Origin of the sequence: Pseudoalteromonas sp. S2893, from assembly GCF_005887105.1 — a bacterium.
GTDB classification, from domain to species: domain Bacteria; phylum Pseudomonadota; class Gammaproteobacteria; order Enterobacterales; family Alteromonadaceae; genus Pseudoalteromonas; species Pseudoalteromonas atlantica.
This window is the reverse complement of record NZ_PNCY01000029.1, coordinates 134592-152549: the sequence shown is the minus strand read 5'-3', so window position 1 is coordinate 152549 and position 17958 is coordinate 134592. Positions and strand designations below refer to the sequence as shown.

Genomic DNA, 17958 nt, shown 5'->3' with positions numbered 1-17958 from the left:
TATTTATGTAGTCTTTCAATTTTATAAAGCCTAACAATTACAAATTCCATATAGCAGCCTCTATACTCCCGTCATAAAAATTAATTACCTTTTTTAAACAGGCTCAAATTTTGTAATCGTCGTTTCTATCATTTTATTTAAAGCTAACTTATTGCTACAAGAATTTATTACGCCTCATATCAGGTATAATTTATAGCCTTAGATTTTTCTTCAAAACCTAAGGCTTTAATCAAAAATAATATGGCTTAGTTACAACCTAGTTCAGACCTTAAACCATACACTGATGATTCAATTGTTTGTGCACTGTTATACGATAAGTTTGGCATTACATTTATACCAGAGCGCGATTCAACTTCATCAATACTTACTTCGGTATTACAAAAGTTATCACTACGACTCGCTGTTTGCTCCATAATAAATGCCGATGCTTTAATTGTGCTACCAGTTTGCTGCATAACTATTTTAAAATAGCCACTTGGAATCGTATGGGCTTCGTTAGCTTGTGGTAACTCTGCAAAATAATATTCGTATAATGGACCTGTTACTACATATAAATCATTTCCATTTCCTACGTGATTTCGCACTGCAGATTCAAGCCTAACCCATGGGCCTTGATTTAATGCGGATGATTGCGGCGTAATATTAGAAAGTAAGTTTGTTAGTTTCCAATCATCCGTATTGCTAAAAGATGCTAATGGAACTTGATGGCCTCTATCGGTATTTATTGTTGCATATGCATCGGTGTAATCACTAGGCTCTAACGTGTAATGTGAGTATAAATCTGGATCGGCTTTCCAACTTCTGCTTCTCGATGGTCCACTCATAGTGCTAGTTGTAACATGGTAAGCCACCCAATCTGCAAACTTTGTATAACGATTATTTTTTAAAGTATAAATACTTCGCTCAATTGTATTGCCATTATCTAAACCTGTTGGGCAACCTTGTAAACAATTGTCTGCACTTACACTGTGAGCAAAACATAAGCCTGTAAGTACTATTGATGCCTTTATTATTGTCTTCATTATTTTATCCTCAATTAAATGAGGGTAAAAATTAGCAGTACATTATTACAGCAATATGTATCTAACTAATTGTTTATAAATACAATAATATCGTCTTAGGCTTTTGGTATTACTAATAAAAGTCGCGAGTATACAGTTACCCTCGCCTTATATTCAACGTAGTAACGTCACTTGTAGACCTAGCGAATAAAGGGGTTTTTATATACCTACATGCATTATGTTAAATTAGCTTATTTATAGTTTCCCATGCGTAATCACCCTAATATAAAGCGTATGCGCACAATTTTAATGTATGAATATTGAGCTATTAATAGCGATTTATACTTAAATGGTTTAATACTAAAAAATAGATGAAAACAAAAAGCCGTTTGAGTAACTAATTATGCAAAAATTAATACAGCTCAAACGGCATGGTTTTATGTACATGTTGTCAAAGTGGCTAACTAGGCCTTTAAAATTAAGGTATTTTAAAACTTTTTATCTGCCAAAAATTCACCCATTAACGAAGTTACTCGTTTTGGTTTTTCATCTATAACCCAGTGCCCTGCTTTTTCTATCCACGTTAGTGTTGCATTTGGTAAGGTTTGAGCTAACTGAGGTGCATATTTAGGTTTTTGAAAGTTATCTTCATCACCCCATAAAATGAGGGTTTCATGCTTTAAGCCTTTAAGCTCACCGGCAATTGCTTGTGTGTACTCTTTATTAAGTCGGCGCATATTATTGAATAACGCTGCTTTACCTTGCTCATTACTCCATTGCTTTAAATACTGTTTTTTCAGCTCATCGGTCATTATGCTTTTATCGTATACACCTTTTGGCATAAAATCATTTAGCGTATCAACAAACTCATCAACCGATGTTTCTTGCTCTACACCAGGCTCAAGCAAAGGTTCAAACTCGGGTATTGGCCAAGAATCAAAGCAAACACTATCAATTAATATTAAGCTGTTTACTTTTTCTGGGTAATTTACCGCCATGAGTTGTGCTATTCCGCCACCTATATCATGAGAGGCAATGTTTGCTTTAGCAATACCTAGCTCATCCATAAATTGACTGATTATTTTGCACTGGGCATTAATTGATACATCGGTATTTTCTGGCATATCAGATTCGCCGTAATTGAGTAAATCAGGTGCAATAACACGATGTTGCTCACTCAGTGTTGGCATAACATTTCGCCATAGCGATTTGTTAGTCGGAATACCATGTAATAATAGTAGCGGTGTGCCCTCGCCCATTTCTTGATACGCAATTTTGTGGCCTTCAACGGTAATGGTTTGTGTTTTACTCATACTTACTATCCTCATCAATATTTTAAATTTAGTCTAAACCTGTGTATGTATAGTGATGAGCAATTATCATCCCAGCTTGTTTTTAAAATATTTTTTTTGATGTTTTAATAATTACAAAAACCTGAGAGCGTTTTAAAATGCGGTCTGCGGCTATTAATAGTAAGTAGGATTTATTTTGAGTTAAGCGAAAAGAGTAAAAAATAAAGAGTTATAAAATAATCTTCATTTTTAAAATTATGAAATAAAGTAGCAGCTACATGAAATAATTACTGCCAGTTTGGGCCTATTAAAAATAATAGGCCCTGCGTATTTTAAGTTTTATATTGTTTAATTTGGCCTAGCTTAGCAAATGCTTAATTTTATTAATTAATACTTGCTGCTTTACTGGTTTTTCAAGCATGTCGTCAAACCCAAGCTCAACATACTTAGCATTACTATTTGTTTCAGAATCTGAAGTGTGGGCAATAATTTTGGTTTGCTTGTCTGCGTTATGTTTTTTTATTTTAAGCATCGCGTCTGTGCCCGAGAGTTCTGGCATAACAATATCCATTAAAATAATATCGTAATTATTTTGCGACACCATCAACATAGCTTCTATTGCATTGCTTGCATAATCTATTGCTACGTTTTCATCTTTCAGCATGGCTTTAATAACCATTTCTACGAGCGGTTCATCATCAACTAATAGCAACGATTTGGTGTTGTTAAATTCTGTATGCGTTGTAGTTTCAGTAATAGACTCTTGCTTGTTTGCACTTACGGGTAACAATTCTACCGTGTTAACTAATAACGATAAATTAATAGATGTTGTTTTACCGCGTTCGTGCACAGTAATATTTTTACCGCCGAGCATTTTAAAAATTGACATAAAAAACCGCAGCTCTAATGTAGCATCAAAATTAATATCACTTTCAAAAGACCGTTGTTTGCATACCATTTGTAACTGACTATAAAAGCTGCCCTGATTTGCTAAGTTATTTATAGAAAAACCAAGCGACAAATAATGTTTACCTTGCTCGTTAATCAGCTCAGAATTTAACGACAATTTGCCTTGACGTGTGCTTTCTATAAGCTCACTAGCCAGCTGAATAATTAATTGCATAATCAGTTTTTCATCACTGCTTATGCCTTTATCTATGGGCATATTGTTATTAATGATTATATTTTTATCATCAGAGTCTTTATTAAGAATATCGGCCGTATTTTTAAGTAAGTCAGCTAAATTAATAGCGCTCATTTTAAGCTTTAATTTACCGGTATCGGTTTTATTTATATTAACCAACTGCTGCACAACACAACTTAACTGTGTGCATGCATTTTCTAACTCATTGTTAAAATTGCCTTTACTGTTTTTATAATTAAGCTCTACTATAGATTGCAGTGAACTAAGTGGTGCTTTTAATTGCATTGCTAAGCGTGCTACAAATTTATCTTTTAGCTGGTTAGCTTGCTTAGACTTTTCTACTACTTGGGCAAGTAATAACTCTTTTTGATGCGCTTGTGTTTCATCTCTAAAGTAACAAACAAAGCCACCAAAGTCGGTATACCTTTGCACAACGGTGATCCAGCGGCCATCACTAAATCCTATATCTATTAATTGGCTATGTTCATTAGCTAATTTATTATGCTCTTGATAATGCGTAATAATATTATTTTGTTGAGATATACTCATTATTTGGCTGTAACTTAATTGCTTATTGTTTTGAATAACATGAGAAAACAATTCGTTAAATGCCTGATTAGTTATTACCGGAAATTCGTTACTATTAAAAATGGCAAAGCCATGCGGCAGCGCATCAAGCGAGCTTGAAAACAGCGATTCTCTATTAAGTATAAGGGTATTTTTTTGTTTAATTTCGTCATGTAATCGCCTTGGTAAACGTAAAAAGTAATAAACAAATGCAAATATAGCTAAGCTAATTAATGCCAGTTTAAATAAGTCGAACCTAGATACATTAGCAGGCGTTATCGGTTTGATGGGTTGCACATGCAAGCGCCACGTAGCAGGAAAACGACTACTTGCTGCGCTTATGCTGTTAGGGATAGCTTTAACATTTAGCTCCCCCCTACTTCCTAATATAAACTGAGGGGTTGATATAAATAAATTATAATTTTGCGTATTTAGCTTACCTATTATGGCATTTAAAAACTTACTTAAATCAAAGGCTGTGAGTGTATAAATAGCGCTATTACCCATGTTTATTTCTGAAATTAAAAACGCTGTATCGGCAACAGTAAATACCTCTACTGATTGTTTATTTGCGCGCATTGAAAATGCGTTTAGCCAATTAGTAAAGCCATAAGCTGCTAAATCAAAGTTGTTTTTAGACCATATGGCAAGTTGTTTATAGTCATTATCAAATACAACAAAACCTTTATACGTCAAACTGCTTGATACCTGTGTTTTTACTAAATCACTTAATTGTTGCTGAGTATAACTTTGTTGGCTTTTTAAAAAGCCTGCGACAATTTTATCTTTTTGAGTAATGTAAAGTGCTTGGTTGTCAAAGCGCTCTAATGCATCAAACAGCGTTTGCCTTAACTGTTGAGTTTGTATGGCATAGGCACTTTTTTTGTCTTTTTTATCTAACGTATATATAAGCAAAGCCGAGAACGAGCAAATAACCAGCGCAATTAAAAAGGCCACCGGTGCTAAGCTAAATAAGTGAACAAATCGATTTAGTGATTTTGTCTCGCTCGGTTTAATTGTCTTAGTTGGGGAAAAATGTTTGTTAAGCTGGGTTTGCAGTAATTGCGCAAAAGATACAAATTGCTCTTTTTGAGAGCCAATAAGTGTTTTAGGTGAAATATCGGCAATGATCAGTACGCCAATTAAGCTGTTATCTAAATTATAAATGGGATATTGAGAGTAAAAGCGTACCTGTTGGCAGCGCCCTTTTGTTAGTGGGTCAAATAAGGTGTCTTCAATTATGTAGAGTTTTTCTTGTGTGCACGTTTGTGCCAAGCTATTTAATTCACTGTCGGCTTTGTATGGGTCATCGCAGCTAATAATTTGTTGCGTATACAAGGCATTATAATCAACGAATTTAACAATAGAAACATCGTAAAACTGCTTCATTAGGGTCAGCGTTTCGGTTATTTCTTGTTTTATTTCATCTATTTGTGTGTTGTTAAACTCATTTATATTATTTGCATATGAACTGTTCATGGGCGCACTCCTTCACCTTTCGGCGGTGTAGAAATCCAACGCGTGCTGTTAGCACTTGTATGTGATGGAAGTTTTACTCTAAATGGCGGAAGTAAGTTATTTAAAGCAGGTTCGCCTTGTGCATTTAACACCGGCTCTGCCGAGGTTAAATTGAGCGAAGCCTCGCAGTAAGTTACGCCAGGCTCTATGCCAATAAGGGCCAGCGTTTGAATAATTATGTCGTTATTTATTAAATCGATACCTAGCAGCTCAAAAGTTGTTTCTAAAATAGTAAATACCAGTGTTTCTACTATATTTTCATCTTCTTCTAGTTGCGTACCTTGTGGGCAGCAAATACTGCCTAGCTCTACATCTACACTGCTTGCTACACCTATGAGCGACAGTGCATCAAGCGCGGTTCCTAATAACACTTCAACTTGTGGCAAATATAAATCAAGAATATCGCCTTGCGGCTCATACCCTGTTTGGCAACTATTGCACGACTGCGATAATTGCTGACTGTCTATGCCTAATAACGGATTACCAAGTGCAGTTACACCAACCAAACAACTACTATCGGCTTGTTGTTTGGCAATTGCAAAGCTTTCGCACGGGTTACCAGTAACTACCTTTTGAGACATATAGCGCGATACAATTTCGTCACCTGTTGCGGGGCACGCTAATGCTGTACTTTTTAGTAATTTCCCCATTACGGAGTTACTTAATTGCCCAATGGCATAATTAGGGCCTTGCTGTAGCGCATTGATATAACTTACATTGCCACTATTAGCGGTGTTACTAACTCCTAAACTATCTGAAAACTCATCACTTAAACTTTTTATACACGGGTTGCCTTGGCAATTAGGCGCATCGTAATAAATGGCTTCTCGTGAGGTGAACCTGTCATCGCGTATCCCAATTAAAGCGCGATATGTTGCATTTGCTTGGCGGTCTGTGTAAAAAATTAAAGGCGCTTGGTGCTCATCAAACCCAATGGCGATACCTAAGGGGGTGTTATTAGCATCAACAACTGTTATTTGGTTATCTACCTTTGTGTGATAGCGCTTAATAAGTGCATCGCGCACTAAAATAACACCACCAATTGAGCCAATAATTAAAATGGTAATAATTAAAATCAGCTCAATAGTGAGTATGTAGCCCTGTTGGTATTGTTTATTCATAGAGCGCTCCTATAGCACTTCAACCAGCATTTTTAGTACATTCATTACCTGCAGCGCCGCAGGAAAAAACACCAGTACTAAAAACATAGGAAAACAAATTAAGATGATGGGAAAGGTGGTATGCAGTGCTTTTTTATTTACTTTTTTAGCTAATAAAATATTTTTTTTAAGCGCAAAGCTTTCTAATTGTGACTCAACCGCTTGTATTAACGGAGTGCCAAGTTTAGAGCCTATAAGCATTAAATTAGCTAATTTTTTTAAACCCGAGACCCCTGTTCTGTCATATAACGAATTAAAGGCTGTTTCGCGGTCTTTACCGGCACTGAGCTCAAACAAAAATAGTTTAAGCTCTTTATATAAAGGGTGTTTTTTACTTAGCCCATGATCAACTGCTAGAGCAAATGCGCGCTCTAGCGAAAAGCCTGCGCGCATATACACTAACAGCACACTTAAAAAAAACTCTAAGCTATTGTTTATTCGTACTTTACGCTGGCCTTTTTTAAATAAAAACCACATATCAGGCGCAAAAAAGCTAATAAAACAGATAATGGCTACAAGCGGTGTACTTAATACATAACCAGTGATCTCTATGGCAGTATAAGTACAAAATGTGGCGGCCATTTTAAAGCAGTACATGCTCAATAAAATTTTATTTAACTGATACCCTGCTTGTCTAAATTGGCTTTTTGAAATAACAATTAATGGATACCAATTTATATTGGTTTTAATAGGTTGCTGAACCTCAGCCTTTAATGACTGCTTTTGAATATGGATAAATGCACCCATACTCACCAATAAGCCAATAAATAAAAATAGGTCTATCATAGCGTTACCCTCAAGCTTAGGCGAAGCCATAAAAAGCCAAATAACTGGCAAAGCACAGCAACGGTAATAAACGCCATGCCATTGGGGTTATTTAACAGCGGATCGAACCAGGTTGGATCGGTGTAATTAAATAAAGGCACTAAAGCGTAGGGTAAAACGCCACTAAACAGCGCAGCGTATTTAGTACCAGAAAGCTTAGCTTTGAGCTGCTGGCGATCTAGTGTTCTTAATGACATCATTTTGCATACACTTTTAAGCATGTCAGTTAAATCGCACTGGCTTTGTGTATGAGTAATTATGCTATGTGCAAATAACCGCACGGTTTCGCAGTTGTAGCGTTTAATCAAAGGGGCAAACGAGCCTTGTATATCACTGCCCATATTTAAGCGCTGCAGTAATAAATGACTTTGCGGTTTAATGTATTTATCGGCGTGTTCGTCGGCAAATTGCATAGCCTGAACAAGTGAAAGGCCAGTAGTTAAACACGATTGTACGGTTTCTATGTACTCTAAAAATAAGTGCTCAAACTTGGCTAATTTATAGTGTGCTAAATCAATAATCACTATAAAGCAGGTTATAAATACAACCAAAGAAACAATTAATGCACTTGTAGTTGCTTGAGGATAAAAGTACTGTGCAACATACCAAGTACTGGTGGCAAGCGAGCAAGCAGCGCTTATAAATAAAGCATTACTGATGTTAATCCCAAGTACCCGCAGTGATACTGTGATAATGTCTTTTTCTTCGAGTACATCGACCTCGTGCTTAGTATTTGCAGCGTGTGTTTTTACTTTAAGGGTTATAAAAACACTCAGTGCTAAGGTAAATGACATAACACTTGCTATGGCCAGTAAGTAATCAAGTTTATTCATAATTACGCTCCCTGGCCGGTTGCAGTAATGCACTTATTTCGTTTGCATTGGCACCTTGGCTTTGCATAAAGCTCACCACGCTTGAGGTACTAATTGCCTTATCATTTACTTGTTCGGTATCACTTACGCTATACAGCGCAGAGTATTGCGCACGTGCGTCTACACGCTTTATTTCGCCAATACTTTTTAGGGTTCTTACACCGTTTGTATTTCTAGAAACGTGCACAATTAACTGAATGCTTGATGCGATTAATGCGCTGGTGTGGGTGTCGCTTAGCTGCGCGTTATGTAATTGCACTAGTGTTGATAATCGGGTTACCGCATCGCTTGCACTATTAGCATGTACGGTGGTCATTGAGCCTTGGTGGCCGCAGTTCATGGCTTGCAGCATGTCTATTACTTCACCTGCGCGTACTTCGCCTACAAGTATTCTATCGGCGCGCATTCTTAGTGCCGCTTTTACTAAATCACGCAGGGTAACGGCGCCTTTGCCATCGCTGTTGGTGTCATGCGCCTCTAATTGCACCACATGATTATGGTGCAAATTTAGCTCTGCACTTTCTTCTATAGTTACTACCCGCTCGTTAGTATTTATTGAATTAGCCAGTACATTTAATAAGGTGGTTTTGCCTGCGCCGGCATTTCCACACACTAAAATATTAACCCCTAAGGCCACCGCGGTTTTTAAAAAAGTGAGGCAGTTTTTGCTTAAAAACTTATTGTCGATTAAAAAATAATCGTTAATTTTTTTGTGGTTAAATTTTCTAATCGAAACAATAGCAGCAGTGGTGCATGCCGGTGGCACTACAATATGTACCCTGCTGCCATCTTTTAGTTTGCCATCTACAATGGGATTCAGAGCGTTAACTTGTCGAGCGCAACTATCAAGTAATCTATCAACAAAACGACGTAAGTGACGTTCATCGTCAAACTTACTGGCTGTACATAGCAATTTACCTTGCTTATCTATCCAAATATTTTGCGTATCGTTAATTAAAATATCGCTTACTTGGTCATCCAGCATAAATTGCGCTATTGGTCCTAAACCTTGTATTTCGTCGTAAACGGCTTGTACTACTTGAGCTTGTTGATGGCTGTTAAATGATGATTGTGCAAATTCGTCAATATCACTGCAAAGGGCGGATATTTTTTCAAGCAGCGCATCATTCAGTAAAGCACTTGGGTCTTGCTCGTATTCTTCAATTACTGCATCGTGGAGAATTTTTTTAAGTGATTCAAAGGTATTTAAATTGGTTTGTATAGACTCTGGTTTACTTGATAAATTAAACATAGCGCCTCACTTAGCTACATATACAGCTTGGTTTTTAACGCCTTTAACCACTTGAATTGTTCGGCTAGTTTGTAATTGGGAGAAATTTTGTAAGCGACCTTGTTCAATGTCATAAGCGCTGTGCACAATTATCGATACCTTATCTTGGGTATCAATTGCGGCTAACGAATACACATCTTTAGGGAGTACACCCAACACTAATGACACACCCGCGCTGGTTGCCGGCTCTTTTTTTGCTAGGCTGTCCATCACGCCATTTTTTTGCGCTTTACTGCCAGGACCCTTTGAAATACCAATAAGCTGCACATCGCGCGCAACGGTTCTTACAAGTCGGTTTGTTTTAGCAACAATATCTAAGCGGTCGCCTTTGTGCACCCTCGATAATGGAATATCTAAAGTGGTTAATTTTAATGTATAAAGCACTCTGCCTGCGGGGATCGCCTCTGATAAATTTTGGCTTTTAACCTGCATAAAATCTGTTTCAAATAATGGTTGTTCACCCATTTTATTAGTGGCTAATTGCTTACCAATAAAGGCGCGGGGATTTTGTATACTTAGCGCCATATTTGCATAGTTACTAGGGTTTACATCTTTTTGGGCAATGTCGTGCACACTCACTACTTGCCCCGCCGACATATTTTTATTTACCACCCAGGCAGTAACTAAGTCTTGTTCGTTTACTTGTCTGATGCCAAGCGCTGAGGCCAACATGCCAGAGGTGATAAGTAAGGTGAGTGCAGCGGTAGTCGCCCCTTTATTATTTTTACTTTTCATAATTTCCTCCTGACAAATTTCACTGCCACACGGTTGTGGCAGTGTGATTTAGGTAGTTATAATTTTAATTACCTTGTGAACCACCTGCTGCTGTACGTGTTGCAGCGTCGCCACTTGGCGTTGCATTAATAAGTGCAGCACTTTCACTAAAGTCAGAGGCAACAAAAGTAAACGAGCTACCATCGCCTGCGTAAACATCTACTGCATCAACATAGCCAGAGCCTGAAATTTCTGCAGTGCCTTCGGCGTTGATCATGCCATCAAATACATAGCTTTGATCTAACGAGCCAATTGCTTCTGCTACATCTTCAAGCTCGCTGGTTACAGAGTCTCGTAAGGTTGATAAACCAATTACCAGTGCTGCCACCATAGAAGTTGAAAGAATAATTAGCTCAGAAGTAAGTACAAAGCCTTGTTGTTTTTTACCGTTTAAGTTGCTTTTCATAGTTTTCATAATGATCACCTTAAATGTGTTAGAGCTTATGCCCACTTTACATATAGCGAGGACCGTGCCATTAATTAAATCATTAAAAATCAACAGCTTATTTTTATCATTTAAAATGTGCTTTGCTTATCCTTGTTATGATTCGCATTTTGCAAATCATTATTAAAGTGCGTTACAAGGCAAGCAGAGATTAATTAAAAGGCAGCTGTTAACTCATTTATGGCAAGCTTTTAAAAGTAAGAGTGGCGAGCAATTAGATGGGCGTTATTCACAAAGCGAGATAGGCTTAAACAACGACGAGTAAGGCTATTTTAATTGTTTAGGTAGGCACGTTGCTTTTACTTTTTATGAGCGGGTTTAACTAAGGAGTGCGCAGTTTTATAAAATAAAAAGGCCTTGCGGCCTTAACTTTTACAATTACCAAGTACCGAAAGTTTCGCGTAGCGCGCTGTGGCTTGGTTGTGCTGCGCATCAAAACCTATTGCCTCATTATAATAATGACACGCCAATGCGTTATCAGGTGTCGCCTCAGCTATTAGCCCTTTGTGATAGTAATAATGGCTTTTATGCGTGCCAAATTTATAGGCAAGCTCTAAATAATTAGCTGCGATAACATAATGCCCTTGCGCATAATAAATAGACGCCATTTGTAAATACGGTGAAGCCTCAGTACCAAATTCATCAATAGCGTATTGGGCAATTTGTTTTGCTTTGGCTAAATTGCCTTGCTCAATAGCTAAGTTAATGCCTAAAGACAGCGCGTTTAAAGGCGGATTAGGTAAATTAAGAAGCTTGTTTATTACCGATTGCGCCTGATTAGCACGTCCGCTTTTATACAGCGCATAAGCTGATACAGATAAAATAACCTTATTGTTTGGGTGCTCAAGCATTAACTGATTAAGCTCATGCACTAAGGCTAAACAATTAACCGCGCTTACCCCTTCACAAGTTAAAGCACTGCTGTTTAGTGCATACTTAGTAACAATTTCACTTAGCGCAGTATGTGGGTTTACACTGGGCGCATAATCTATATGTGCGCAGCCCGATATACTCAGTAAAATAACGATATATATTATTTTCATAACCCTTGCTCCTGTATAAAACTGGCCATTTGGCTATCTAAATCAACTGTTTGCCATACGCGTAAATTATTAACCGGCTCGCGGACTAAATTAGGGGTAACCACAATAATCAACTCGCGGTTGTTTTCGCTTTTACTGGTTGTTTCGCTTAATTTACCAAACAGGCTCTCGCCGTTTGCATCAGGTACAAAGTCGTGACTGGCGTTGTTATCTGTACTAATTAAGCCACCAATAATTAAAGGTTGTCCGTCTTGTAAACGGGAAGATGTTTGCATACTGCGCGTATTAAATGCACTGCTGTTTAAACTGCTGCCGGTGCTTTGTGCTATTTCTGCTGTGAGTGTGGTGTCTGGCAATGAAATAACCGGGTTTAAATCAAGGGTTATGCGGTCTTTGTCATCCACTAACGCACGAACATTAAGCTCAACGCCGAACGATTTAAACTCAGTACCACTAAACACTGAACCGCTGTTACCTTGTTGCCCGCTGGTAACGCCTGATGGGCTGTAGCTTGTAGGTACAGGCACTTCGCCGCCTACTTTAAATACCGCGCTTTCGCCTGCAAGTACGGTAAGTGTAGGTCGCGAAAGCGTTCTTGAAATTCCCTCTTGCTCTAGTAAAGAAAACAACATATCAATGGCAAATTGCGAGGTTGATAACTGCAAGTTATTTGTTAATTGTCCGCCAATTAATTGCAGTGCGTTTTCTATTGATGCTGAGCCAGACTCACGGGCATTCATGCCTTCTAGGCCAAATAAACCTTGCTCGTTGTTATACCCATTCGAAAGCACACTAATATCTGGACGCCATTGCTTTAAGCGGCGCTGATTAACTTCATAAAGCTGCACCGATACCCTCACTTGAGGTAAGTCTTCTACTTCAATGCTTGAGAGCACTTTACCTTTAGCCACCGAAAGCAAAGTTGCCCGCGCTACGTTTGAATTTACATTACTTAAAGTCATGCCAGAATCGCCATTTAATAACCCGCCTGACTCATTTGCGAGTACTTCAATAGCGCTTGTTTCGTTTTGCGTTGCACTACTGATAAGCCCGTTTGGATCTAGTGCCGATGTGGGTGCTTGGCTTGCTTGCTCTGGTTCAAATAATTTATTGATGGTATTTAACAAACGCACCAGTTCGATTTGATTTTTAACTGTGCCGCTGAGCATAAACACATCGTTATCATCGTTTGATAACTCATCCACCGAAATACGTTTTACAGTTACTTTGTCAGCCCCCATCGATTTTAACACCTGCGCTATGCGCGCTTCCTTAGGCTTTGGCGCTTGCGTAACTTTAATAAGGTTAATAATCGCTACTTTACTTGAGCTTTGTGCTAAGCCATTGTTTAAATTACCCATGCCCTGTAAACGCTGCGCTAAAGAGTTAAACATTCCTTGGTTAGGCGCAGAGGTAATAACAGGTTGCGCCGATTGCGAGCTACTTGCATATAAATAATTTTTTGCCGCTTCGTGGGCTGCATGGCGATAATTAAGCGTAGGTACTTCGCCGCGTAGAACTACCGCGTGTCTATCAGGTGCGATGGTGAGCGCTAAGTTAGGATGAATATCGTTAAGGGCATTTTCAAGTACACTGTAGTCTTCGGTCACGCCCAGTAAAAATGTTTCTGATGTGTTGTCGTCATACCACACCATCATAGAGGTGCGGCCCAACTTTTTAGCTAAAATTAACAGCTCGCGTCCGTTTACTACGTTTACATCGAGTGTGGTTTCGTGGCCTAGCGCAACACGTGCTATATCGCGGTTAAATACAAAGCGAGTATGGGTCCACTTAACTAAGTGGGATACTTTTTTTACTCTGTCGCCATTGGCGTTTTCTATGTAATTTAAATTGCTTTGCTTGGCGTATACACAGCACGGTAAAAAAAGTATTACAAAAATAATGGCTTTAAACATATGCGCGTCCTCAAGTATGCGTTGGTTTAACAGAGCAAGTTTAAGACCAGCAAATATTTAGCTTTAAATTCAATAAATTAAAATAATTGGAGATATAAGCACAGACGGCTTTAGTATTTTGATTTGCAAAATGCAAATGAAGTTAGGAGAGAAGGCACAAAGCAGTGCTTTGTGCCAAAAGTATTAATGCAGTGCGGCAGTAAAAGGAATGCTTTTACAAATTTCGGCTTCAGCGACTAGTAGCTCTTCTAAACGAACATCAACTTCTTCTTTATCAAAGTACTCGTACGCTAGCTCTACAAATAAGTTTTTATGTTTTTCTTCTGATTTAGCAATCGCCACATAAAAGTCTTTTTCTTTACCCTCTGGTAATGCTTGGGCAACCAATGAAAAACGCTCGTGGCCGCGGGCTTCAATAACGCCGCCAACCAGTAATCTATCCATTAAAAATCCATCACGGCCATGTCTAAATAAAGCGCGTATTTGTTTTATGTATGGATCTTTTTTGTCATCACCTAAATTAGTATCGCGTTCAATAAGCAGTTTAAGCACTTGTTTAAAGTGGATTAACTCCTCAAGCGCTAAATCGGTCATAGCTTTTACCAGTTTACGCTTGTCTGGGTAATGAGACAGCATAGAAATAGCCATGCCCGATGCCTTTTTCTCAGCAGCAGCGTGGTCTTGTAAAAACGTATTAAAGTCGGCTAAAACCGCTTCGGTCCATTCAAAGGGGGTGTTGTATTTTAATTCAAACATTTTTTGTACTACTTAAAAAATAATGCGGGGATTTTAGCGTATTTAATAGTAAAAATCTTGCAGCGAAGAGCAAAATTAACGCATATAAGGTAAATGCTTATCTATGCGCCCTTTTGCTGTTGAGTCAATTTTTAACGGGTGTTTAATATCGTTCCATGCGGTCACTTTGCCGCCTATGTTCATTTTTTCAAAGTCTGTAAGCTCGCTTTTAACGCCCAAAAACGCAGTAAGCTCGGTAAAACTTTGTGGCTTTGCTATATCAATTTCTAAGTAGTCGTTACTGCGGTGCTTAAAATACTCACGCGCGTTGGCTAAATGTGTGTTGTAGCACTTTGCTAAATAATCATCTTGGTTAATATTATCAATCGATAAGTCAGTAAAGGTCGTTAAGTAACACCGTTTTATATGAATATTAAAACCACCGTCTGGGCGCGTTAAATTAGTATGCATTCGCAGAAGCAATTGCCTAATTGAGGCAATCCAGGGTGTTTTTTCGCGAGCTAAATATATAAATTTAGCGCCGGGGTAATGGCTATCTAATGCTGGGTAGTCATTAAATGCGGGGGTATCGGCTATGGCTGTAGCGTTTTCAAAACAATACGAGGTGTACGCAGTGTGCGCCGTGGCAATGCCAAACTCTAAAAAAGCGTGGCATACACTGGTGGTGCCAGTACGCGGAAGCCCTATTATAAATATTTTACTCATAACAGCTATTACTAACTATTGCGTGTTACAAGCAACAAAAAGGCACTAATAACCATCACTAAAAAGGTGGCAATGGTACCAATTTGGCGATACTTAAGGTTGTTTTCAACAATGCCTAAATTGTGAAAAACGCGCCCTATTAATAATGCGCCACCTAAAATATTACAATAATGGCTGGCAAGGCCTTGGTATTCGGCTAAAAAAAGCAAAATAATCGCAAAGGGTACGTATTCCATAAAATTAGCATGGGCACGCACTGCACGTTGTAATTTAGGGTTGCCGTTATCGCCAAGCGACACTTGCTCACTGCGGCGCACTTTGATCACATTAAAGCTTAAGTAAATATAATAAAACGCTAAAAGCGCAGCATACGTAGAAACTATCACGGTGTTGTCCTATTTTATTTTTGGCAATAATAACATAGTTTTGCACAATCATAAGTTTACTTAGTAACTATGCTACAGTGTGTATTAGTTGAATTTTATAACGCAATGAAAGGAATTTATGTTTGTCCCTCGCAAAGTAGCCGACCGTTATCGTGAAATGATCAACAGCATTGGCTTTTACCCTTCTGTACTTTCGGTTGGTTTTTTACTTTTTGCTGTAATTACCATGTCGCTTGAATACATAGCACCTGTAGAGCAGCTCAAGGCGTTTATATCTGTTGTGCTGGTAGATAGCGCCGAAAATGCCCGCACCATTTTAAGCACGCTAGCAGGCAGTATTATATCGCTTACGGTGTTTAGTTTTTCTATGGTGATGGTGGTTTTAAATTCGGCCAGCGCCAGTTTATCTCCGCGGGTTGTACCTGGGCTTATTACCCGTAAGTCGCATCAAATGGTATTGGGCTTTTATTTAGGCAGCATAATTTACTCAATTATTATGCTCATTAATATTAATAAGCTTGAAGGTGGCGATACCGCTATCCCATCGCTTGGGGTGCTGCTGTCATTGGTGTTTGGTTTAGTATCGCTTGGCTTGTTTGTATTTTTTATTCATTCAATATCTAAAGCCATTCAAGTAGATAATGTACTTAACGGTTTATTTAGCCAAACTAAACGCGAAATTAAAGCCATTGTAGATAGGCAATCAGAAAAACCATTCACTGACTTTCCTGATTTTACACAGTGGCACTCAGTTAATAGCACTACCGAGGGTTATTACAAAGGGGTGCATACAGATAAGTTATGCGCCATATTAGCCGAGGAAAATATTCGGGTGTATATCTCGGTAAACCAAGGTTACTTTACCGTTAAAGGCTATCCGTTTTTAAAATGCGATAAAGACATTTCTAACAACGAAGAACTTATTGCTAAAATTTTAGACTGCTTTATTTTTTATATAGAAGAGTACATTAGCGATCATTACCGTTATGGATTAACGCAAATTTCAGAAATTGCCGTTAAAGCAATGAGCCCAGGTATTAATGACCCTGGTACAGCGGTTAAATCGATAGATATGCTGAGTATTTTATTAATTGAGCGCCTGTCGCTTAACGATACAAATTATTCGTTTAAACACAGCGACAACGCCCCGTTACTCTTTATACACGAAACCAGTTTTGATGAGTTACTGCACGATAACTTTACGCCACTGCGAAATTACGCAAAAGGCGATGCGTATGTAATGACAAACGTTTTAGAGGCATTTAAAAATATATTGTTTGTGGCGCATGGCAATGATGCAGCCCGAAACAGCCTATTTAATTACTTAAATGCCATTGTAGATGACATAAACGAGCATGTAAGTAACGAATACGACAGACAAGAAATTACCAACATGCTTAACGCGATTGCCCGCATTAGCAAGCCACAAGGGGATAAACTAGTGGCTCGTTTTACCTGCCAACATACTAGTCAATAAAGTAAACCGCATAGCTAGACGCTGTTACTTTAATTTCTCCAGCATGATACGCATCAGGAACAAAATTACCGGGTGCGCTATCTGCCACCATCATGGTTTTTTCTGAGCGTGCATAAGGCTGCGCAGGTACGTTCATTGGGCTTAGCGATGCCGTATATAACCCTTTAAGCTCAACGCCGTAATCGGCACTTAATTCTTTGGCGGCTTTACGGGCATCTTGAATGGCCAGTTTTTGCGCCTGTTTGTGTAGCTCTTCATAGTTGCTCGCTAAAAATTGCGTTTGGTTTATTTGGTTAATGCCGTTATTTACTAGGTTTTGTAACAGCTGAGGGTATTTTTCGATTTGCGAGAGTTTAACGCTTAACGTGCGCGACACTCTAAAGCCTTTAAATTCTTGCTCGCCAGAGCTTCTGTTATATTGGCTTTCTCGATTTATAGAAATATGCCCTGCATTAATATTACCGTCTTTAATGCCAAGCTCTTTTACTAATTTGATCGCTTTAGCCATGGTTTTATCGGCTTTGTTTTTAGCATCAATTAGGTCTTTATCTATTTCTACAATGCCTACGCTTAATTGTACGTAGTCAGGCATAGTGGTTACGGTTGCTTCACCTTTAACATAAATATGAGGGGCGTTAGGTGTTGAGTTTGCATGCGCATCAACACTTAAGGTAGTTAAGGCAATTGCGCTACTTAATAAAAGAATGTGTGTTTTCATTGCATTATCCATTGTATTTTTGTTGTCACCATTAAAGAGCCTACGTGGTTAACAATAAATGAACAAGC

The 17958-nt window shown here is 38.4% G+C and carries 16 protein-coding genes; 1 reads left to right on the top strand and 15 read right to left on the bottom strand.

Features of this window, described 5'->3' with window-relative positions:
* Positions 1-245: 245 nt before the first annotated feature.
* From CWC04_RS13910 to CWC04_RS13845, 14 genes are all read right to left on the bottom strand, one after another.
* Positions 246-1022, bottom strand: a complete 777-nt coding sequence (locus CWC04_RS13910) for a DNA/RNA non-specific endonuclease (protein WP_138685712.1) — start codon at positions 1020-1022, stop codon at positions 246-248.
* A gap of 467 nt (positions 1023-1489) precedes the next feature.
* The gene (locus CWC04_RS13905; RefSeq protein ID WP_138685711.1) at positions 1490-2314 is read right to left on the bottom strand and encodes an alpha/beta fold hydrolase; all 825 of its coding nucleotides are present in this window, start codon (positions 2312-2314) and stop codon (positions 1490-1492) included.
* Between the two features lie 337 nt (positions 2315-2651).
* Positions 2652-5483: a response regulator gene (locus tag CWC04_RS19690; RefSeq protein WP_171038583.1), complete on the bottom strand. Its 2832-nt coding sequence runs from the start codon at positions 5481-5483 to the stop codon at positions 2652-2654.
* Positions 5480-6643: a hypothetical protein gene (locus tag CWC04_RS13895; protein ID WP_126007049.1), complete on the bottom strand. Its 1164-nt coding sequence runs from the start codon at positions 6641-6643 to the stop codon at positions 5480-5482. Before CWC04_RS13895 ends, CWC04_RS19690 begins: the two co-directional genes overlap by 4 nt.
* 9 nt (positions 6644-6652) lie before the next feature.
* On the bottom strand, positions 6653-7468 hold the full coding sequence (locus CWC04_RS13890; protein ID WP_138685710.1) for a type II secretion system F family protein: 816 nt from the start codon (positions 7466-7468) through the stop codon (positions 6653-6655).
* Complete coding sequence (locus tag CWC04_RS13885) at positions 7465-8340, bottom strand: type II secretion system F family protein (protein WP_138685709.1); 876 nt, start codon at positions 8338-8340, stop codon at positions 7465-7467. The genes CWC04_RS13890 and CWC04_RS13885 overlap by 4 nt, the downstream gene beginning before the upstream one ends.
* On the bottom strand, positions 8333-9631 hold the full coding sequence (locus CWC04_RS13880; protein ID WP_138685708.1) for a TadA family conjugal transfer-associated ATPase: 1299 nt from the start codon (positions 9629-9631) through the stop codon (positions 8333-8335). The genes CWC04_RS13885 and CWC04_RS13880 overlap by 8 nt, the downstream gene beginning before the upstream one ends.
* Before the next feature lie 6 nt (positions 9632-9637).
* Positions 9638-10405 carry a hypothetical protein gene (locus CWC04_RS13875; protein WP_138685707.1) on the bottom strand — a complete coding sequence of 256 codons (768 nt, stop codon included), beginning with the start codon at positions 10403-10405 and terminating at the stop codon, positions 9638-9640.
* Between the two features lie 64 nt (positions 10406-10469).
* Positions 10470-10859 carry a hypothetical protein gene (locus tag CWC04_RS13870; RefSeq protein WP_024033620.1) on the bottom strand — a complete coding sequence of 130 codons (390 nt, stop codon included), beginning with the start codon at positions 10857-10859 and terminating at the stop codon, positions 10470-10472.
* A gap of 395 nt (positions 10860-11254) precedes the next feature.
* The gene (locus tag CWC04_RS13865) at positions 11255-11932 is read right to left on the bottom strand and encodes a tetratricopeptide repeat protein (RefSeq protein ID WP_138685706.1); all 678 of its coding nucleotides are present in this window, start codon (positions 11930-11932) and stop codon (positions 11255-11257) included.
* The gene (locus CWC04_RS13860; protein WP_138685705.1) at positions 11929-13848 is read right to left on the bottom strand and encodes a secretin GspD/PilQ domain-containing protein; all 1920 of its coding nucleotides are present in this window, start codon (positions 13846-13848) and stop codon (positions 11929-11931) included. The genes CWC04_RS13865 and CWC04_RS13860 overlap by 4 nt, the downstream gene beginning before the upstream one ends.
* A 183-nt stretch (positions 13849-14031) precedes the next feature.
* Positions 14032-14604 (bottom strand): MiaE family protein, encoded by a 573-nt coding sequence (locus tag CWC04_RS13855; RefSeq protein WP_055014789.1) that lies wholly within the window; start codon positions 14602-14604, stop codon positions 14032-14034.
* Positions 14605-14679: 75 nt separating this feature from the next.
* The gene (locus tag CWC04_RS13850) at positions 14680-15309 is read right to left on the bottom strand and encodes a sulfotransferase (RefSeq protein WP_138685704.1); all 630 of its coding nucleotides are present in this window, start codon (positions 15307-15309) and stop codon (positions 14680-14682) included.
* Positions 15310-15320: 11 nt separating this feature from the next.
* Positions 15321-15695 carry an MAPEG family protein gene (locus CWC04_RS13845; RefSeq protein ID WP_054982679.1) on the bottom strand — a complete coding sequence of 125 codons (375 nt, stop codon included), beginning with the start codon at positions 15693-15695 and terminating at the stop codon, positions 15321-15323.
* 118 nt (positions 15696-15813) lie between these two features.
* Here CWC04_RS13845 and CWC04_RS13840 point away from each other — a divergent pair, with 118 nt between their 5' ends.
* The gene (locus CWC04_RS13840; RefSeq protein WP_004586600.1) at positions 15814-17172 is read left to right on the top strand and encodes a DUF2254 domain-containing protein; all 1359 of its coding nucleotides are present in this window, start codon (positions 15814-15816) and stop codon (positions 17170-17172) included.
* Here the strand turns inward: CWC04_RS13840 and CWC04_RS13835 are convergent.
* Positions 17162-17890 carry an SIMPL domain-containing protein gene (locus CWC04_RS13835; RefSeq protein ID WP_138685703.1) on the bottom strand — a complete coding sequence of 243 codons (729 nt, stop codon included), beginning with the start codon at positions 17888-17890 and terminating at the stop codon, positions 17162-17164. The genes CWC04_RS13840 and CWC04_RS13835 overlap by 11 nt on opposite strands.
* Between the last annotated feature and the right edge of the window lie 68 nt (positions 17891-17958).